We start from the raw sequence: 16957 nt of genomic DNA, 5'->3' as shown, positions 1-16957 counted from the left end.
CGAGGAGGTGCCACTCCGGCTGATCGTGCGCACCACCTACCCGGACGGCCACGCCGAGGAGCAGACGATCTCCGGCTCGATCGCGGTCAGCATCTACTACGTGGGGCTGATGGACCCGGGCTGACCGCCAGCCGCGACGCATGCGAAGGCCGCTCGCCCCTGCCAGGCACGGCCAGGCGTCGGCTAGGCGTGGTTGATCTGCAGCGAGGTGGTCCTGGGGTAGGAGGGGTCGGCGAGCCGGAGCATCAGCCTGTAGTTCCCGGGAGGGAGGTTCCAGGCGACGATGCCGGCGTTGGCACCGCTGGCACCGGTCACCGGCGTGCCGTCGGGGCCGATCAGCGCTCCCTGGACACCCGGATTGCGCCAGGCCGAGCAGAAGTATCCATCGGCCCCGACCGTGGCCGGAAACGCCAGCCCCTCGGCTGTGGTCGGCAGCTGCCCGGTGTCGCCGTAGTAGGCGACGGTGTGGCAGTTCCCGATGTGAACGCACGACCACGACCACGCCGACTCACAGGTCCTGGGGTCCTTGTTGGTCGGGGGTGAGGCCGGCCACGGGGTCCCGCTCGGCACCGAGGCGGCGGTCGGCGTGGGGCTGGGCGGGCCCGCCGCGGTGGGGGTGGGCGGCCCCGCGGTGGCGGCGGCGGCGGTGGGACGCGCGGACGGCGATGCGTTGACCGTCACCACCACCGGGTGGTTCGCCGTCGCGCTGCGGGGGGTCGCCGACCCGGCCGGCGGAGGGGGCGTGGGGGTGCCGCCGCTCAGCGGCACCGGGCTGAGGACGCCGCCGGGCAGCAGCCCGGTCTGGGGGCTCTGGGTCGGCGCGGGCGTGGGCGTGCCTCGGAGGCTGCCGGCGGCTACCGCGGTGACCAGCAGCAGGGCCGCGGCCACGGTGAGCAGTGCCGGCCAGCGTCGCATCCAGCCGCCCCCGCCGCCGCCGCCGCCGGGGACGGGACGGCGTGCGGCCGGCGGCGCTGCCGGGAGCGCGGCCGCCGCGGTGGACGCGACGAACACCGGCGGGACCGCCGCGCGGCGCGGTGCGGCGAGCGCCGCCCGGGCGGCGTCGACCATGGCGGTGCAGGTGGGATAGCGGTCGTCGGGCCGCTTCGCCATCGCGGTGGCGACCACCGCGTCCAGCCCGTCGGCGAGGGAGGGGACGACCGCGGTGGGGCGGGGCGGCGGCTTGGTCAGGTGGGCGTGCATCACCCCGACGAGGGTGTCGCTGCCGAACGGAGTCGCCCCGGTGAGGCACTCGTGGAGCACGCAGCCGAGCGCGTAGACGTCGGCCCGGCCGTCCAGGGTCATGCCCTCGATCTGCTCCGGACACATGTAGGCGAGCGTGCCGACGAACTCGCTGGTCCCGGTCATCCCCGCGGCGGCGAGCTCCTTGGTGATCCCGAAGTCGGTGAGATAGGCGTGCTCCGAATCCGGCGCGCCGGAGATGAGGATGTTCGACGGCTTGACGTCGCGGTGCACCAGGCCGCGGCCATGGGCGGCGTCGAGGGCGCCGGCCACCTGGCCGAGGATCTCCACCACCCGCGGGGGCTCGAGGCGGACCTCGCGGCCGAGCAGGGTGGCGAGGTCGTTGCCCTCGATCAGCCGCATCGCGATGAACAGCGCGCCGTCGGCCTCGCCGGCGTCGTAGATGGGCACGATGTGGGGGTGGTCCAGCGAGGCGGCGGTGCGGGACTCGCCGAGGAACCGGGCCCGGAACCGCTGGTCGTGGGCGAGCGCCGGGGTCAGCACCTTCAGCGCAGCGGCGCGCTGCAGCACGAGGTGTCGAGCTCGGTAGACCGAGGCCATCCCGCCGTGACGGATCAGGCCCTCGATGCGGTAGCCGGCGAACACACCGGCGCTCTCGTCGCCGACCATCACTTCCCTTACCCACCGGCCGGTGGAGCCGACTATACCGCGCGGTCTCGGCGAGCCACGCGCCGTCTCTCGCGTGGACGAACGTCCCTCCGTGTACTCGCGAAAAACGCTTCGCGCTTCTGGCCGGCGGCCGCAGCCGTGCCCTCGTGCGCGACACTGGCCCGCATGGCCGGGACCGTCTCCACCGCTGCTCGCTCGCGCGTGCCCGGCTCCGTGGGGGGAGGGGCGCTCACCCTGCTGATCGCGTGGTGGGTGGGGTTCAACCTGCGCGCGGTGCTGCTCGGGGTACCGCCGGTGCTGAACCGGGTGCAGCACGACCTCGGGCTCTCCTACACCGCCGCGGGGCTGCTGACCTCGCTCCCCGTGCTCGTGCTCGGCGCCGCGGCGCTCCCCGGGGCCGCGCTGGTGCGCCGGATCGGCGGTCACCGCACCGTGGCCCTGGGGCTGGTCGCCGTCGCCGCGGGCACGCCGCTGCGCGCCGCCGGCGGGGAGCTTCCCCTCTACGCGGGCACGGTGCTGCTCGCCCTCGGCATCTCGATCGCCCAGCCGGGGCTGCCCCTGGTGCTCCAGGCCCGCTTCCCCGCCGCGGTGCAGCGCGCCTCCGTCACCGTCTCCTGCGGGCTGATCACCGGCGAGCTGGTGGCGGCGTCGATCACCGCGCCGGTGCTCGCCCCGCTCACCGGCGGCGGCTGGCGGGGCAGCTTCCTCGCCTGGACCGTGCCCGCCGCGCTGGCCGCCGGCGTCTGGCTCCTGGTGGGCGCCGACCGGCCGCCCGCCGCCGCCGCGGCAGGCACGGCGGCGCGCACCCCGCGGCGCTCGGCGCGGCTGTGGTGGGCGTCGACCATCTTCGCGGCCCAGAGCCTCACCTACTTCTCGGTCAACACGTGGATCCCCACCTCGGTCGCCGGAGGCCCCGACTCCCGGGCGGCGACCCTGGGGCTGATCGTGCTCAACAGCGTGCAGCTGCCGGTCACCCTCGCGCTCATCACCACCCGCCGCGCGTTCGTGCGATCGCGCGGCTTCTACGCCGCCGCGGGCGGGCTCGCTGCCGCCGGCGTGCTCGGCTGGCTGGTGGCCGCCGACGCGGCGGTGCCGCTCTGGACCGCGCTGATCGGCGCCGGGGTCTCGATGACCTTCGCCGCCCTGCTCGCCTACCCGCCCAGCGTGGAGGCGGCCGCCGACGTGGCCCGGTTCACCGCGGTGATGCTCACCGCCGGCTACTGCGCCGCCTTCACCGGCCCCCTGCTCGGCGGCGCCGTCCTCGACCTGGTCCACTGGCGGAGGGCCCCGTTCCTCCCGATCGCGGCGGCCACGGTGGTCATGGTGCTCGCCGCGCTGCGTCCGCCACCGGCCGCGGGCGAGGCCGCGACGGCTCTCTGAGCGGCCGTCTGCGGTATCCGTGCCCATGGGCACAGCCCCGGGCGTCTGCGGACGCGAGCCGAACTGACTGCACTCGGCGCGGCCTCGTGGCTGCCCATGGCAGAGGCCTGTGCACTGCGGCCCGGGTGCAGATCCACGAACTCCACGATTGCAACGGGTCCGGCGGTCGATGCTGTGGGTGGCTATGCAAACCCACCCCCGACTGTGCACAATTGCGGCCCCTTGTTCGCGGGAGACGTGTGGTTCTTGCGTCCCCGTCCAGGTGCTAGAGAGGGTTCTTCGCCATGGCTGACCGCGTCCGTAGGCTGCGACGGCCGCGCCGGGGCCGCCCGGCATCGCCGCCGCCCGCCTCCTTCCAGGAGCTCACCGGTCATCCGGTCGAGCCGCCGCGTCCGCGGCCCACGTGGGCGTGGTCGCAGACCATCACCCTGGCCTCGGCCACGGAGCCGGAGCAGGCCGTCCGGCCGCGCACCCTCCAGGTGAGCGTCGCCGAGGAGCCCCAGTCGGTGCGCCCCGGCGACGGCACGCCCGGGTGGGCGTGGAAGGGCAACGGCACCGCCGTGCTGCCCGCGGTGGTCTTCGCCGAGCCGCTGGTGGCTGTCGAGGAGACGCCGCCGTCCCCCGCGGCCGGCATCGCAGCAGCCGCCGCCACTGCGGCCCGGGCGCCGCGCGGCCTGCTCCAGCGGGTCCTCCTGCTCGGCATCCCCGCCCTGGTCGCGCTCGGGGTGGTGATCGTCCTCAGCCGTGCACTCCCCGAGCCCTCCGGCACCGGCGCCGAGGTGCTGTGGTGGTCGGTGCTGGCGGTGTCGGGCCTGGCCACACTCGTACTCGCCGACGTGGCGGCGCGGCGGCTGCGGCCGGTGGCGCTCGCCGGTGCCGGCCTGCCCCGTCTCGGTGGCGGCCTCGGCGAGATGACCGTGGTGGTGGCGATCGGCGCCCTGCTCGCCGGCGCCGGGGTTCTCCACATGCCCGCCTCCGGTGGCGGCGGAGCGGTCACCGCGGTGCGCGCGGCGCAGCCCGGGGCCCTGGCGCCCGCGGCGGCGCCTCCGCTGGCGATCGCCCCGGCGCCGGAGGTGCCCATCCTCCCCGCCCAGCGCACGCCGGTCACCGGTGGCGGGGGCTCCGAGCTCCCCGACGGGCTGCTCGATCCCAGCGTGGTCACCCTGCCGGTGGTGGTCCACACCACCAGGCGCGCCGCCCTGCCGGTGCCGCTGGGCACGCCGCGGGCGGGTGCCGCGGCCGATGCCGATGCGCTCTCCGGCACCCTGGGGATGCCGGGCGCGGCCCCGGTGACCCTGGGGCCGCTGGTCCCGGCGTCGGCCACCACCTCTTCCTCGCGCCCGAGCGCGAGCAGCGAATCGGGGGTGACCTCCTGTGGCGGCGCCGACGCGGCCGCCTGCCCGGCGGAGCAGGTCCACAGCCTCAGCTCGGAGGCGTCCTCGGCGCTCGCCACCGTCGAGCCGGGAGCGGTGCCGCAGTGCTCGACCGCGGCCGGCGACGTGCCGGCGCCGCCCCTGGCCAGCTCCTGCGTCCGGAGCGTGCACCTGGAGATGCTGCTCACCGATCTCCCGATGGCGGTGGTGGCCGACGGGATCTCGAGCAGCTCGCTCAGCTCCGGCTGCCCCGCCGCCCCGCTCGGACGGGTGTCGGTGGGTGACCTGCATATCGGCGGCATCCACGTGGCCGGCGGTCCGGGGGCGCTGATCCCGACCTCGACGCCGGATCCCAACACCGTGGTGGCGCTCGCCACCGGCACCGTCGTTCTCAACGAGCAGCGGCCCGATCGCGCCGGCCGTGGGCTCACCGTGAACGCGGTGCACATCATCGCTCCGGCCAGCCTGCTCAGCCCCTTCTCGCTGGACATGGTGATCGGTCACAGCCACAGCGCCGCGACCCCACAGCACGGCTGCGCCGCCGCGCCGGTGGCGGCCGTCGCCACATCCCCCGCTCCTGCCAGGACCGTCGCGATGGGCGCACCCGATGCGCTGCTCCCCGACGTCCTCCAGGTCCGCCGGGTGCTGAGGGGCATGATCAGCCTCTGAGCGACGGCCGGGAGGGGGGAGGTCCGCTCCCCCCTCCCTCCGGCCGGAGTCGCGGGAGTGGCGGCGTGAGGCACGATGGTCCGCATCGCACCATCCGCGACAGGAGGCCCGCCCGACCCGATGCAGCGCACCCTCATGGAGGCCGAGCACGACCTCTTCCGCTCCTCCGTCCGCGCCTTCGTCGAGCGCGAGGTCGTCCCCCACCATCCCGGCTGGGAGCGCGCGGGCATCGTCCCCCGCGAGCTCTGGCTCGCCGCGGGGCGCTCCGGCTTCCTCGGCCTCGGCATCGCCGAGGAGCACGGTGGCAGCGGCGTCGACGACTTCCGCTACAACACCGTCGTCAACGAGGAGCTGACCCGCGCGGGCGCCAGCGGCGTGGGATTCCCGCTCCACACCGACGTGGTGGCCCCCTACCTGACCGCCCTCGCCACCGACGAGCAGAAGCGCCGCTGGCTGCCCGGCTTCTGCTCCGGGGAGCTGATCAGCGCCATCGCGATGAGCGAGCCGGGGGCGGGCAGCGACCTCCAGGGGATCCGCACCACCGCCACCGCGAACGCCGACGGATGGGTGCTGAACGGGCAGAAGACCTTCATCACCAACGGCATCAACGCCGACCTCGTGGTGGTGGTGGCGCGCACCGACGCCGAGGCGGGCCACCGCGGCATCAGCCTGCTGGTGGTCGAGCGCGGGATGCCCGGCTTCGAGCGCGGCCGCAACCTCGACAAGATCGGGCTGCACGCCCAGGACACCGCCGAGCTCTTCCTCAGCGACGTCCACGTCCCCCGCGCCAACCTGCTCGGCGTGGAGGGCGGGGGTTTCGGCCACCTCATGGACAATCTCCCGCAGGAGCGGCTCACCATCGCGGTCAGCGCGGTGGCCGGCGCCGAGGCGGTGCTGGCCCTCACCGTCGAGTACTGCCGCGACCGGACCGCGTTCGGGCGGCCGATCGGCAGCTTCCAGCACAACCGCTTCGCGCTCGCCGAGATGGCCACCGAGGTCGACGTGGCGCGGGTCTTCGTCGACCGCTGCGTCGCCGAGCACTGCGCCGGGCGCCTCGGCGTCGCCGACGCCGCCAAGGCGAAGTGGTGGACCACCGAGCTGCAGAAGCGGGTCGTCGACCAGTGCGTGCAGCTCCACGGCGGCTACGGCTACATGACCGAGTTCCCGGTGGCCCGCGCCTACCTGGACGCCCGGGTGGCGACGATCTACGGTGGCACCACCGAGATCATGAAGGAGATCATCGGCCGGTCGATGGGCTTCTGAGCACCCGCCGGTCAGGCCCGTGGCGGCGCACCGCTCGTGGGGGCGCGACGCCATCAACGGCTACTAGGCGGCGATGAAGGCGACCGGCTTCCCAAACCTCGACGTGAAGCTGATCAACGCCTCCAGCGGCGGTTACGACGCCATCGCCAAGCAGTTCGTCGCCGACGGTCCCTGCTGGCGGTCCTCTTCGTGCTCTTCGCCGTGCTCTGGATCGTGATCTTCGCGCACGATCGGTACCGGTGACACCACGAGCGACGCTGCGCGTTTGCTCACTCTCAACCTGCCGAACCGTCGCCACACACGACCCGTGCCGACGCATGCAGGCCGCGGGGGCTGACCATCCACGTGCTCAGCTCGGGGCCGTCGACGCGCGAGCGCAGGGTGAGCGCGTCGTCGAGCTCGATGGGCAGGCGGTACTCGAGCTCGGCGGCGACGGGGACGGCGTCCGGGAGGAGGCGGGCGAGCTCGTCCTCGACGGCGGCCCAGTGCACCGCGTTGTTGACGTGGCCGAGGATGTCGAGGTCGCCGGCGCGAACCTGCCAGGAGCGTTCCGACAGCGGCTCCCGGGGCGGGGGATGGATCAGCCGGGCCGAGACGGCCCGGCCGCCTGCGGCCGCCCCCCACACCCCGTCGAACCCGGCGGGCAGATCCGCGGCACGCCCGGTGCCGGCGTCGATGCAGGCCCACAGCACCGCGGTGCCCACCCGTCCCCCGGCATCGCCCAGACAGGTGGTGCGCCGCTCCGCCCAGCGCGGGCCGGTGCCGCTGCAGAAGGTCGAGTAGAGGACCGGCTCGAGGTAGCGCGGCCACCGGTCGACCACCACCGCCGCGCGCCGCACCACCCAGGTGAGCGCCGCGCTGCCGATTCGCGCGTCGACGGTGTCGTCGGTGGCCACGTCCTGGAGGTGGCGGGCGAGGGCGTCGAGACGGAGGCGGCCGTGGCGGTCGACGTCACCGAGGCGGACGGTGCGTTCGGCATCGAAGACCCGGCCGTCGTCGGGCGCCGGGCGCCTCGCCGCCGCGAGGACGCCTCCGGGCTCGGGGCCGGCGCGTCGAACGTCCATGGTCCACCTCCAGCATGATGACCCACCCCTCCCGAGGAGACGGGGAAGGATGCGACGCCGCTGCTCCTCGGTCCCTAACCGTCCGATGCCGCGGGCGCCGAAGGTGGTGGTGGGGATGCGCCTCGCGCTCGAAGAAGCTCCGCAGGGTGCGGCGCAGCTCCTCCTGCTCGTCGCTGAGGGCGAAGTCCACGTGCGCAGCCGCCCGGCCGGTGCTAGCGTTCGCTGCCGGTGGCGAGGGCGAGGGCGCCCGAGAACCTGCTCCACATCTCGTCGCGGCCGCCCTTGCTCTCGGCGAGGAGCACGTCGCGCAGGCGGGTGAGCACCCGGATGCGGTGCTCCAGCCCGGACATCTTCTCCGAGACCACGGTGCCGACGCGTTCGCGCTCCCTGGCGGTGGTGCTGCGGCCCAGCGCCATCCGCCCGATGAGCTGGATCTCCTCGAGGGTGAAGCCCAGCTCCTTGAGGGCGAGCGCGCCCTCGACGTAGAAGCGGTAGTCGTGGGAGTACTTGCGGGTGCCGCCGGGCGAGCGCTCGGGCTCCGGGAGGATGCCGAGCTCCTCGTAGTAGCGGATGGTGCGGCTGCTGACCCCGGTGAGCGAGGCGAGCTCGCCGATGTTCATCAGCGTGGTGTCCTTTGCCATGTTCATATATCTTACGTCAAACTGCTGATTTTCCGCCGCTCCGCGGCGGGTCTGATACGGTTGCTCCAGAAAGTCGAGGAGAGGAGACGCGCATGACCGCGACCGTGACGCCGCACACCACCCGGCCCGAGCTCGACGAGCTGCGCCGCACCGTGGCGCGCTTCGTCGACCGCGAGGTGCGCCCGGTCATCGACGACTGGGAGCGGCGGCAGCGCTTCCCCGCCCACCTGATGCGCGCCATGGGCGGCCTGGGCCTCTTCGGCGCCGCCTTCCCCCAGGCGGTCGGCGGCGAGGACGTCGGCAAGCTGGCCCAGTGTCTCATCGTCGAGGAGCTGGCCCGCGGCAGCGGCGGCATCTCCACCACCTGCCTGGTGCAGGTGCTGGCGCTGCTCCCGATCGCCGTCCACGGCGACCCCGCCCAGCGCGAGCGCTACGTGGTCCCGGGGCTGCGCGGCGAGATCGCGGTCTGCATCGCGATCACCGAGCCGGGCCACGGCTCGGACGTCGCCGGGATCGAGACCACCGCGGTGCGCGACGGCGACGGCTGGCGGCTGCGCGGCAGCAAGATGTTCATCACCAACGCGCCCTTCGCCGACCTCTTCCTGGTGGCTGCCAAGACCGACCCGGACGGGGCGCGGCGCGGCATCAGCCTCTTCGCGGTCGAGCGCGGCACCCCGGGGCTGGAGGTGGGCGCCCACCTCGACAAGATGGGCTGGCACTCCTCCGAGACCGCACCCGTGTTCCTGAGCGACTGCCGCATCCCCGCGGAGAACCTGGTGGGCCAGGTCGGCGCCGGGTTCCAGTACATCATGGAGGACTTCAACTTCGAGCGCCTGCTCCTCGCCGCTCAGTGCGTCGGGCTCGCCGGGGAGAGCCTGGCGATCGCGCTCCGGTATGCCCAGGAGCGCGAGCAGTTCGGCCGTCCCATCACCGACTTCCAGGCGGTGCGCCACAAGCTGGCGCGGATGGCCACCCAGGTCGAGGCCGGCCGGCACCTGGTCCGGAGCGGCTGCGAGGAGCAGGATGCGGGCGGCGAGGGACGGTGCACCGCCTCGATGGCGAAGTACTTCTGCGGAGAGATGGTGAGCGCCGTCGCCTACGACGCCATCGGCGTGCTCGGGGGCGCGGGATACCTCCGCGACCACGCCGCCGAGCGCATCTATCGCGACGCCCGGGTGCTCAGCATCGGTGGCGGCACCAGCGAGGTTCAGCTGAACATCATCGCCAAGGAGCTGCTCCGCGAGTAGCCTGTCGGCGTGGAGACGCTCGCACCGCCGCCCTATCTGCTGCGCGAGCAGGACCGGCGGCTCTTCAAGCGCTGCCGCCGCGCCTGGGACCTGGGCGCGACCACCCGGCGCAACCTGGTGCCGCGGCGACCGGCGCGCATCCACGACCTCGACCGGGCGCTGCGCGACGCCCTCGCCATCTACTACTTCCCCGGGATGTGGACCTGGAACCGCGCCATCGTCTACCCGTCGGTGCTCGAGGCCTTCGCCCGCTCGATGGGCGAGCAGCGCGACGCCCAGCTGGCCGAGCACCGCCTCACCGAGGCGGAGGAGCTGGCCTGGCGCAGCGATCACGAGCTCGGCGAGGCGATGCTGCGCAACTACTTCACCTGGGCGCCCACCGTCGACCGCTTCACCCCGGCATGGGTGGGCGTGGAGTTCGGCCGGGGCATCCCCGACCCGGCCCGGCCGGGCCAGGAGGTGGTCACCTCCGAGGGCCGCGAGGTCCGGGTGCGCGAGCGCATCGAGGTGCTGGTCAAGGACGAGGAGGACGTCCCCTGGCTCCTCTACCACCGCGTCGTCGACGGTGCCTGGACCGACCTCCACCAGCTCGAGCTCGACGAGCGCGGGCTGCTCCACAGCTGGGCGTGGGAGCTCGACTACCTCGGCTGGACCATCGGCGGGGTGATCTACCACGAGCTGCGCCGGGCGGCGCCCGCCGGGGGCGTTCCCACCGACGTCGCCGCCCTGCCCGCCCGGAGCATGCCCCCCTGGGACCCGCTGGCCGCCCTCGACCGGCCGCCCTCCCAGCCCCGGGTGCCGCTGCGCTCCCCCGAGGCGTCGGGCCCGCGCCTGCTCCAGGAGGAGACGCCATACTTCCGCCGCACCCGGATCCTGCGCACCCGCGAGGAGGTGGCCGCGGTGGGCCGGCAGGTGATCCTGGAGGTGGAGGACATGACCGACCCGCAGGTCCGGGTCCATCCCCACCCGTCGCCCGAGAGCTGTGGCGGGTGCGACTTCCGCGAGCCCTGCGCCGCCATGTACCGCGGTGAGGACGCCACCCCGCTGCTCGAGGCCGGCTACCGCCCGCGCGGCGACGACGGCGCCACCTGGAGGCTGGGGTCGCGCGGGATGCTCGGCCGCGGCTCGCTGCCCTGGAAGGCGGGACGGTGACCCGCGACGAGCTCTACGCCGACATGGTCGCCACCCGTCCCGAGCACGGCGAGCTCATCTACGTCGAGCGCCGGGGAGGGGAGTACGCATGGGCGCGCGTCGACCTCGACGGGGCGCCCACCGACACGCCGTCCACGATCGGCGACGTCTGGATGTTCTACGCGGTGCAGTGGCGGCTCGACGATCCCGAGAGCTGGCGGCCGTTCTTCGACGACCTCATGGACGAGATGGAGTCGATGGTCACCGGGAAGGAGCTGGATCGCTGCCGCTGGCCGGTCGACGACCTGTGGCCCCACCGGCACTGAGGCCGGGCCGGCTCAGCTCTCGGTGCGGAGCGGGTTCGGGCAGGCGCCGAGCGAGGGGTAGGTCCAGCCCCGGGCGGTGTCGAGAACGGGGAGGTCCATCCCGCAGCGGCTGCAGGTGGCGACGTACTTGCCCTCGCCGCTGCGGCGCAGGGTCAGCGGGTGCCCCTTCGCCTCGGCCTCGGCGGACGCCGACTCGAGGGCGGTGTAGAGGGAGACGACCTCGCGGGGGGTGGCGGCGACGTGCTCGACGGCGACCGCGGCGGGCGCCTTCTCGGCGGCGACGGCCCGGTCGGAGACGGGGGTGGGGTTCACCGCGGTGGTGGCGGGCTGCTGGCGGCGGGTGCGGGCGCGGCGCGGCGCCCGGGGAGTGGTCTCGTCGTGCATCTCTGCCATGGGGGTGGCCTCCTGAACGGGCGGTCCACAGGCGGCCGCCGCTGGCAGTCTGGCAGCGCTCCCGGCGCCCTTCCGGGCGGTTGACAGGCTGGTACGGGGAGGCGGCGGCGCCGTCACCGATGTGACAGCCGCCGTCACAGCATCGCGTGAGGGTGTCAGCAGCCGGGCAGCGTGCGGACGAAGACCTCGACGCGCTCGGCCACCGCCTCCCAGGAGCGGTCGAGCATCATGTCGTGGCCGCCGGGGAGGATCACCGCGGCGGTGCCGTAGGCGCGGGCGGTGCGCTCGATCTCCCAGGGGCGGAAGATGCCGTCCTGCTCCGCCCCGAGCACCAGCATCGGAGTGGTCACCCGGGCCGGCCGCAGCCGCACCAGGCCGAGCAGGTCGAGGTAGGCGCGGTAGGACTCGTTGCCGACGCGCTGGTGGCAGAGCCGCACCACCTCGTCCGGCGTGTCCGGTGCCAGGAACAGCTCGCGGACCAGCGCCTCGGTCCCGACCAGCGGCCCCATGTCCAGGGTGGCGTTCACCCTCGCGAACACCGCCGGGTGGCGCGCGCCCACCCACAGCGACGCCGGCACCGCGCCGTGCACCGGCACCGGGGCGAGCAGCACCGCACCGGCGGGACGGTTGTCCATCAGCCAGCGCTGGGTCACATAGCCGCCCATGGAGTGGCCCACCACCACCAGCGGCGCCGGCAGCGCCCTCGCCGCCGCGTCGAGGTCGGCGACGTAGTCGCGCAGCCGCGCCCGCCGCAGGCCCTCGCGCGGCTGCGCACCGTGGTGGCGCAGATCGATCGCGGTGACCTCGTGGCCGGCGGCCCGGAGCCGGGGGATCATGTGATCCTCCCAGCACCAGGCGCCGTGCCATGCGCCGTGGACGAGCAGCAGCGATGCCATCAGCGGCGCAGTCTATCCAGGCGGCATCGAGGTCAGTACCGCGACGCCCGCTATCTAACTTGTCGCCCGGGGACCGTCAACTTCGGGGGCCTCCCCGGGTTCGACCACCCGGATCGGCACCGCCCGGAGGCGGCGTGGCGAGTCGTCGAGCACCCGGCGCCGGGGATCGGGGACGTCGAGCAGCCGCGGCGACAGCAGCGGTCGCAGGACCGCCAGGCGGGGGTCGGCGAGCACCGCGTCGACCGCCCGCCGGTCGCCGCCCGCGACCACCGCGTCGAGCCCGCTCAGCGCGGGCAGGAGCACCGCGACCGCCGCCTCCGCCGCCGCCTCGAGGGCGGTGCGCGCCTGCCCCTCGCGGCGGCGGGCGAAGCGATGCTGCGACCAGCCGCCGGCGGCTGCCCGGCCGTGCACCGGGCGTGAGCCCACCCGCGAGGCGACCAGGCGGGTGCCCTCGACCACCCCCGCGGCGAACCCGCCGAGGCGCACCAGCAGCACCCCGACCCGGCGCTCGGCGAGGGCGTGGTCGAGCAGCCCGCCGTAGGCGGCCCCGGGGTCGGGTGCCAGCGGGGGGAACGGGACCTCGCAGCCGGCCCGGGCGCCGTCGGCGGCGCGGACGTCCACGGAGGTGGCGCCCGCGGTCCAGGTGACCGCGCCGTGGCGGCCCGCGAAGCCCTCCAGCCAGTGCTCGAGGCGCTCGGGGTCGACGCTCACCCAGCGCCCGCCGCCCGCCGCCGGGCGGCTCACCGAGCCGCTTCCGTGAACCCCGTCCCGGGGGGCCGATGACGCATCTGCTACGCTCCTCGCCGCGTGAAGGGAACCGCCGCGGCACCTGTGCGAGGTGGCTGATGGTGAGAGGGTCATCCTGCCTCGGGACAGTGGTGGAGCGACGGACCACGGGCAGAGGAGGACGACCACTGATGACCGTCAGAATGCGACTGGCGGCGCTCGCGGGGGTGCTCGTGGTGGGGGCGGCGGCTGCCGCCACCACCGGGCTCGCCACCTCGGCGCTGGCCGACACGGGGACACCGTCCGGGGTGCAGGCGGTGGACGTCGCCGCCGCTGACGCCACCGAGCTCGACGGGCTCGCCTATGCCTTCCCCGCCGGCTCCGCCCCGGCTCCGGCGGCGCCCACCGCCACGGTCGCCGCGGCGACCCCGGCCACCGGGTCGCGGGCGGCCGCCCCGGTCAACACCGGCGTGGTCAACGCCCCGGCGGCGCGGGCGGTGCCGATGGCGATGCTGCCGGTGCCGGGATGCACCGCCTCCAACAACAGCTGCGGCCTGCCCACCTGCGACGCCTCGAACGCCGGCTGCAGCCTGCTCAACTGCGTCGCCATCGCGGCCTGCACCCCCGGCGTCAACGGCCTCGGCAGCTGCGCCGGCACGGTGGCGGGCGGGGTGCTCGGCTGCGGCCTCGGCAGCGCGGGGATCAACGACTGCTTCTTCGGCCTGGGCTGCGGCCTCGGCGGCTTCGGGCTGGGGGGATGCGGGCTCCTCAGCCTCTCCGGCTGCGGGATCGACCGCCTCGGCTTCGACTTCGGCCGCCACAACTCCGGCTGCGGCGGCCTCTTCGGCGGCTGCGGGTTCAACTCCGGCTGCGGCGGCGGTGACGACGACAACCACCGCGGCAACTGCAACAACTTCGGGTTCAGCAACTTCAACTTCCGCGACTTCCGGCACTTCAACTTCTCGTCGTCCCACGGGCACGATTCCAGGAAGCACTGAGCCGGGGCTGAGGGGAGAGCCGCACGGCGGCTCTCCCCCCGGATCCTGGATCTTCCTAGTGGCGCCGGCAGTCGTGCCAGCTGCACCAGTCGTTGTTGCGGTTGCTGCGGCAGTCGTGCCACGAGCACCAGTCGTTGTTGCGGCCGCTGCGGTTGTCCCGGCAGTCGTGCCACGAGCACCAGTCGTTGCTGCTGCGGCCACGGCAGTCGTTCCAGTTGCACCAGTCGCCGTTGCGGTTGTCGCGACAGTCGTGCGACGAGCACCAGTCGCCGGAGTTGTCGGGGGACATGGTGGTCGCCGTGGTCGACGGCGAGGCGGTGGCCGCGCTCGCGGTGACGCTGGTGAAGCCGAGGCTTCCCACCACGCACGCCGCCATGATCCCACCCACGACCAGGAGCCGGCGCAGAGCCGACATCGTATGCATACCGATATTCCCTTTCCCTATCTCTCTCTCTCGCTTCCGGCCGCGGCCCACCTGGCCACGGCGGCATCTGTTCTCGATCGCTGCTGTCGCAACCCCTCCCTGAGCACGCGGTGCACAGTGCCGCTCCAGCGGAGAGGTGAGACCCCGAGCCGATGCCCAGGCCGCCGCCGCCGCCTGCTCTGCACAGCATCGGCTCGACGACCGTGTGGGGCGCCCTTCCCGCCGTCGCGCCGCTGCACGTTCCCCTCGAGGATGGCCCTCTGCATGTAAGAGGATGGTAAGAACGGGGCAAGAGATGAGAAAGAGATGGGGGCCCGGCGGGGGTGCCGCGCAAAATTCGGACCCGCCAGCCGTTGATCTTGCGAGGACGCCGCGCCCGATGGGGTGCGGCTCCGGTCCGCCAGGAAGGGAGTGAGGACGTTGGACATGCGGCGCAGCCGGTCGATCCGGCCGGCGGTGCGGGGCGCGCTGGCGCTGGCCACGGCGATCGTCGCCGTGGGCTCCGCCGGGCAGGGGGCGTCGGCGACGACCACCCCCGCCGCGGCGAGCGCCGCCCGCGGTCATCTCGTGGCACGGCATCACCATGTCGTGGCCACCGAGGCCGACAACATGAAGTCGGTGACCCTGCGCCGCGGCGACACTCTCACCGTGACCCTCCACGGCGGCTGGAGCACCCCACGCAGCTCCGATCCCAGGGTGCTGCGCGACCCGGCCGCCGCGCCCGCCTTCGTGTGCCCTCCCAACGCGATGTGCGCCTCGCCGGCGCCCTCGCCCGGGGCGACCACCAGCGTCACCTTCAAGGCCGGCGCGGTGGGCTCGGCGACGGTCGAGAGCACCAGGGCGCCCGCCTGCGCGCCCGGCATGATGTGCGCGATGTACCTGCAGATCTACCGTCTGGACGTCACCGTCACCCGCTGACCCCGACGGGTTTCCGGAGGCGGGCACATCCTCCGGCTGTGGCAGACTTTGACCTTACGTCAAATGTAGATCCAGGGACGCCGCCATGGAAGCTCGCCGCACGCCCGTCCAGCCGGCGGCGAAGGGCGCGCGAAGCGAGCGTGGCGCGATGTCCCCGGTGCGAGCGGGGGAGGCATCGCCTCCCCGGTAACATCCCGGCCCATGGTGGTGACCGACCGCGTGCCCGAGTTCGAGCTGCCCCTCGGCGGCGAGCCGGTCGAGGTCGTGCTCCACGATCCCGACGGTGGCGCGGTGGCGGGACGCTGGCACTTCGCCAGCGGCGGTCGCAGCCTGCAGATCGACCTGCTCTCGGCCGAGCTCTGCCGGGTCGACGGCCGGCGGGCCGACGAGGAGGAGGTGGCCGAGGGCTTCATCCCCTGGCCGCGGCTCACCTTCACCGTCAACGGCCGCGCCCACGAGGTGGTCTCCAACAACGGCGAGGTGCTGCGGCGCCATTACGGGCGCGAGCACCACCAGGAGGTCAGCTACGCGGTCCCGGCCCCGTTCAACACCGCCTTCCACGCGGCGCGCATCGAGCAGGCGCGCCGGCTGCTGCGAGGGGTGAGCGGGCGGGTGCTCGACCTCGGCTCCGGGTACTCGCTGGTGGGCATGGCCGGGCCCTGGAGCTTCGACCTCTACGCCTGCGACTGGGACGACGCCGCCCTCCGCGAGGTCGTCCGCAGCGGCAGGGCGCGGGTGGCGGTGCGGGGCTCGGCCCAGCAGGTGCCGTTCGCTCCCGGCGGCTTCGACGCCGTCTACGCCGGGGAGATCATCGAGCACCTGGTCGAGCGCCCGGAGGCGCTCCGCGCCTGGGTGTCGCTGCTCCGCCCCGGCGGCCGGCTGGTGCTCACCACCCCCAACCGCCGCCACCTCTGGGCCCGGGTCACCGGGCGCGAGCAGGTGCAGAACCCCGAGCACCTCCACGAGTACACCGTCGCCGAGCTGCGCTCGGAGATCGAGGCCGCGGGGGCGCGGGTCCGTCACCTCGAGGGGCTGGTGCTGCCCCTGCCCATCTGGGTGCCGAGGCGGGGGCTGCGCGACGCCGTCCACTCGGTCTTCTGCCGCTTCCTCCCCAACCACCCGGTGGTGCTGCGGCGGGTGGTCGACCTCGGCCGGCCGGTGCCGTGGCTCGCCCAGAACCTGGCGGTGATCGCCGAGCGGGTCTGAGCCGGGAGGGCTACCGGGCCGCCGGCGTCCAGGTGCGGCCGCCGTCGGCGGTGCCGAGTACCGGGGGGCTGTGCCGATGCCGCCGGCGCTCCCACGACCGTGGGGCAAGTACGATCACCGCGCGCAGGCGAGTGGTACGGAGGCGGTCGGATGGGTGGCAGCGGGCTCGGCACGGGATGGGTGATCCTCCAGCGTGACCTCACGGGGACGATCACCGTTCCCGAATCCGACCGCCGGGTGGTGGCCACCATGGCCCGCGACGCCCGCACCGGCGAGGTCCTCGGCGCACGCCTGGCCGAGGACGAGGACCGATCCCTGGTGCAGACGCTCCAGCTCGCCTCGGGGCGGCCGGACATGCCCGTCCAGGAGCTGCCCGCGCGGCTGCTGTGCGCGCCCGCGCTCGCCGACCGGGTCCGCCGCCAGCTCGGCCTCT

Annotated in this window: 18 protein-coding genes; 11 read left to right on the top strand and 7 right to left on the bottom strand. The window is 74.2% G+C overall.

Features of this window, described 5'->3' with window-relative positions; all coding sequences use genetic code 11:
• Positions 1-183 precede the first annotated feature (183 nt).
• Positions 184-1869 carry a protein kinase gene (locus tag VGL20_17625; GenBank protein ID HEY2705506.1) on the bottom strand — a complete coding sequence of 562 codons (1686 nt, stop codon included), beginning with the start codon at positions 1867-1869 and terminating at the stop codon, positions 184-186.
• Between the two features lie 201 nt (positions 1870-2070).
• On the opposite strand from VGL20_17625, the gene VGL20_17620 reads away from it, so the two are divergent.
• The 4 genes from VGL20_17620 to VGL20_17605 all read left to right on the top strand — a co-directional run bounded on the left by VGL20_17620 (position 2071) and on the right by VGL20_17605 (position 6771).
• Complete coding sequence (locus VGL20_17620; GenBank protein ID HEY2705505.1) at positions 2071-3249, top strand: MFS transporter; 1179 nt, start codon at positions 2071-2073, stop codon at positions 3247-3249.
• 284 nt (positions 3250-3533) lie between these two features.
• Positions 3534-5291: a choice-of-anchor P family protein gene (locus VGL20_17615; GenBank protein ID HEY2705504.1), complete on the top strand. Its 1758-nt coding sequence runs from the start codon at positions 3534-3536 to the stop codon at positions 5289-5291.
• A 120-nt stretch (positions 5292-5411) separates the two neighbouring features.
• Positions 5412-6554, top strand: a complete 1143-nt coding sequence (locus VGL20_17610) for an acyl-CoA dehydrogenase family protein (protein HEY2705503.1) — start codon at positions 5412-5414, stop codon at positions 6552-6554.
• Positions 6555-6627: 73 nt separating this feature from the next.
• Positions 6628-6771: a hypothetical protein gene (locus VGL20_17605; protein HEY2705502.1), complete on the top strand. Its 144-nt coding sequence runs from the start codon at positions 6628-6630 to the stop codon at positions 6769-6771.
• Positions 6772-6829: 58 nt separating this feature from the next.
• On the opposite strand, the gene VGL20_17600 is transcribed toward VGL20_17605, so the two are convergent.
• Together VGL20_17600 and VGL20_17595 are read right to left on the bottom strand one after the other, a co-directional pair.
• Positions 6830-7618, bottom strand: coding sequence for an acyl-ACP thioesterase domain-containing protein (locus tag VGL20_17600; GenBank protein ID HEY2705501.1), 789 nt, complete (start codon positions 7616-7618; stop codon positions 6830-6832).
• Between the two features lie 212 nt (positions 7619-7830).
• Positions 7831-8259 (bottom strand): MerR family DNA-binding transcriptional regulator, encoded by a 429-nt coding sequence (locus VGL20_17595; GenBank protein HEY2705500.1) that lies wholly within the window; start codon positions 8257-8259, stop codon positions 7831-7833.
• Positions 8260-8351: 92 nt separating this feature from the next.
• Between VGL20_17595 and VGL20_17590 the strand changes: the two genes are divergently transcribed.
• From VGL20_17590 to VGL20_17580, 3 genes are read left to right on the top strand one after another with little or no spacing between them, the layout of a single operon-like run.
• The gene (locus VGL20_17590) at positions 8352-9506 is read left to right on the top strand and encodes an acyl-CoA dehydrogenase family protein (GenBank protein HEY2705499.1); all 1155 of its coding nucleotides are present in this window, start codon (positions 8352-8354) and stop codon (positions 9504-9506) included.
• Between the two features lie 9 nt (positions 9507-9515).
• The gene (locus tag VGL20_17585; protein ID HEY2705498.1) at positions 9516-10658 is read left to right on the top strand and encodes a hypothetical protein; all 1143 of its coding nucleotides are present in this window, start codon (positions 9516-9518) and stop codon (positions 10656-10658) included.
• Positions 10655-10963 carry a hypothetical protein gene (locus VGL20_17580; protein HEY2705497.1) on the top strand — a complete coding sequence of 103 codons (309 nt, stop codon included), beginning with the start codon at positions 10655-10657 and terminating at the stop codon, positions 10961-10963. Before VGL20_17585 ends, VGL20_17580 begins: the two co-directional genes overlap by 4 nt.
• 12 nt (positions 10964-10975) lie before the next feature.
• Here VGL20_17580 and VGL20_17575 read toward each other — a convergent pair whose 3' ends face one another.
• The 3 genes from VGL20_17575 to VGL20_17565 all read right to left on the bottom strand — a co-directional run bounded on the left by VGL20_17575 (position 10976) and on the right by VGL20_17565 (position 12996).
• Positions 10976-11356 (bottom strand): hypothetical protein, encoded by a 381-nt coding sequence (locus VGL20_17575; GenBank protein HEY2705496.1) that lies wholly within the window; start codon positions 11354-11356, stop codon positions 10976-10978.
• Positions 11357-11511: 155 nt separating this feature from the next.
• The gene (locus VGL20_17570) at positions 11512-12252 is read right to left on the bottom strand and encodes an alpha/beta hydrolase (protein ID HEY2705495.1); all 741 of its coding nucleotides are present in this window, start codon (positions 12250-12252) and stop codon (positions 11512-11514) included.
• A gap of 54 nt (positions 12253-12306) precedes the next feature.
• Complete coding sequence (locus tag VGL20_17565; protein ID HEY2705494.1) at positions 12307-12996, bottom strand: acVLRF1 family peptidyl-tRNA hydrolase; 690 nt, start codon at positions 12994-12996, stop codon at positions 12307-12309.
• A gap of 173 nt (positions 12997-13169) precedes the next feature.
• On the opposite strand from VGL20_17565, the gene VGL20_17560 reads away from it, so the two are divergent.
• Positions 13170-13976 (top strand): hypothetical protein, encoded by an 807-nt coding sequence (locus VGL20_17560; GenBank protein HEY2705493.1) that lies wholly within the window; start codon positions 13170-13172, stop codon positions 13974-13976.
• A 55-nt stretch (positions 13977-14031) separates the two neighbouring features.
• On the opposite strand, the gene VGL20_17555 is transcribed toward VGL20_17560, so the two are convergent.
• Positions 14032-14400: a hypothetical protein gene (locus VGL20_17555; protein HEY2705492.1), complete on the bottom strand. Its 369-nt coding sequence runs from the start codon at positions 14398-14400 to the stop codon at positions 14032-14034.
• Positions 14401-14826: 426 nt separating this feature from the next.
• Between VGL20_17555 and VGL20_17550 the strand changes: the two genes are divergently transcribed.
• The 3 genes from VGL20_17550 to VGL20_17540 all read left to right on the top strand — a co-directional run.
• A complete protein-coding gene (locus VGL20_17550) occupies positions 14827-15318 on the top strand; it encodes a hypothetical protein (GenBank protein HEY2705491.1) in 492 nt (163 codons plus the stop codon).
• A 201-nt stretch (positions 15319-15519) separates the two neighbouring features.
• The gene (locus VGL20_17545; GenBank protein ID HEY2705490.1) at positions 15520-16524 is read left to right on the top strand and encodes a methyltransferase domain-containing protein; all 1005 of its coding nucleotides are present in this window, start codon (positions 15520-15522) and stop codon (positions 16522-16524) included.
• Between the two features lie 150 nt (positions 16525-16674).
• The coding region (locus VGL20_17540) for a hypothetical protein (protein ID HEY2705489.1) at positions 16675-16957 on the top strand (283 nt) is incomplete at its 3' end.

The sequence above is a fragment of the Candidatus Dormiibacterota bacterium genome (genome assembly GCA_036495095.1).
GTDB lineage: Bacteria > Chloroflexota > Dormibacteria > Aeolococcales > Aeolococcaceae > CF-96.
This window is presented reverse-complemented; position numbering and strand designations above follow the sequence as displayed.